Below are 1,312 nucleotides of genomic sequence, written 5' to 3' on the forward strand. Positions count from 1 at the left end.
TGTCAAGTCCTGGAATAGGTTGACAGTATCCAGGCGCTAAAACGCCCGATGCATCGCATCGGGCGTTTTGTATTTCAGGGCGGCATGTGGCCGCTCATGGTTGTAGATGCGCACGGACTGTTCGACCATCTTGGCGGCCTGCTCGAGGTCAGCAGGACGCTGCAGCAAGAACTCACCCTTGAGGATGCCGTTGACCCGCTCAGCCAGCGCATTTTGATAGCAGTCGTAGCCGTCCGTCATCGAACAACGCAAGCCGTGACGCCGATGGATGTCTTGATAGTAGGTCGAGCAGTATTGGATCCCGCGATCGGAATGATGGATCAAGGGCTGACAGGTTCGGCGACCGCGCAACGCCTTCTTCAGCGCCTGACTGACCTGTTCGGTTTGCAGGCTGTCATGAACGTGATGACCGACGATCTTGCGCGAGAACGCATCGGTAATCAGGCTCAGGTACACGAACCGGCCAGCCGTGGGCAGATATGTGATGTCGGCCACCCACACTTGTTCTGGCCCAGTTGGCACGACCTGATCCGGTCCGGGTTTGAGCAGATTCGGATGACGCCGGAAGCGATGATGACTTTGCGTCGTCTTGTGGTACGCCCGGTGCGGCACGACCAGCAGGCGGGCGGCGCGCAGCACATCGAACAGCCGATCTCGCCCGAGCTTGATGCCGCGCTCGCCCAAGACGGGCCCGAGCAGATGGTGCAGTTTTCGTGTCCCGAGTCTCGGCTGGCGCAGCCGTATATCCCGCACCAGTGTCGTCACGGCATCGGCTTGCGTGCCGCGGCGTTCCTCGCTGCGACATCGCTTGTAATACGCTTGCCGGCTGATGCCCATGTATCGGCAGGCCCGCTCGACGCTCAGCTTTTCGATCCGCCTTTGCGCGAGGACCTGCCCGAAGGCTTTTTTACGGTGATTCCGTAGTCCTTGCGCATCACGTCGAGCACCGCCTCGAACAGCGCGGCTTTCTCCTTCGCCTCCCGCAACTGCGTTTCCAACTCCTTGATGCGCTGCTCAGGCGTGAGCGGCTTGGCGTCTTGCTTTGGCATGGTAGAACCCGATCGCGCACGGCCGGATGGATCGGCCCAATCCTGCAAGCCGTGCTTGCGTAACCATACCAGTACCGTCGAACGCCCCTGGATGCCGTAGCGCTGCTGCGCCTCTCTATACGTCAGCTCGCCTTTTTCAACCTGGCTCACCACCGACAGCTTAAAAGCCAGGCTGTAGTCCCGCTGCGTCCGCTTGATCCCTTGTTCCAATTGGCACCTCTTCGTCTCGGCGAAAAAGTGTCAACCTATTTCAGGACGGGTCA

Annotated in this window: 1 protein-coding gene; it reads right to left on the bottom strand. The window is 59.9% G+C overall.

Annotated elements, in window-relative coordinates; translation table 11 throughout:
* Positions 1-36: 36 nt before the first annotated feature.
* Positions 37-1,259, bottom strand: a protein-coding gene (locus tag VK92_RS38290) for an IS3 family transposase (RefSeq protein WP_122982976.1) whose coding sequence is annotated in 2 segments (ribosomal slippage) — positions 37-891 and positions 894-1,259 — 1,221 coding nt in all. Because the reading frame shifts where the segments join, the coding sequence is not laid out codon by codon here.
* Positions 1,260-1,312 lie beyond the last annotated feature (53 nt).

This window comes from Burkholderia sp. LK4, from assembly GCF_001043615.1.
GTDB lineage: Bacteria > Pseudomonadota > Gammaproteobacteria > Burkholderiales > Burkholderiaceae > Burkholderia > Burkholderia cepacia.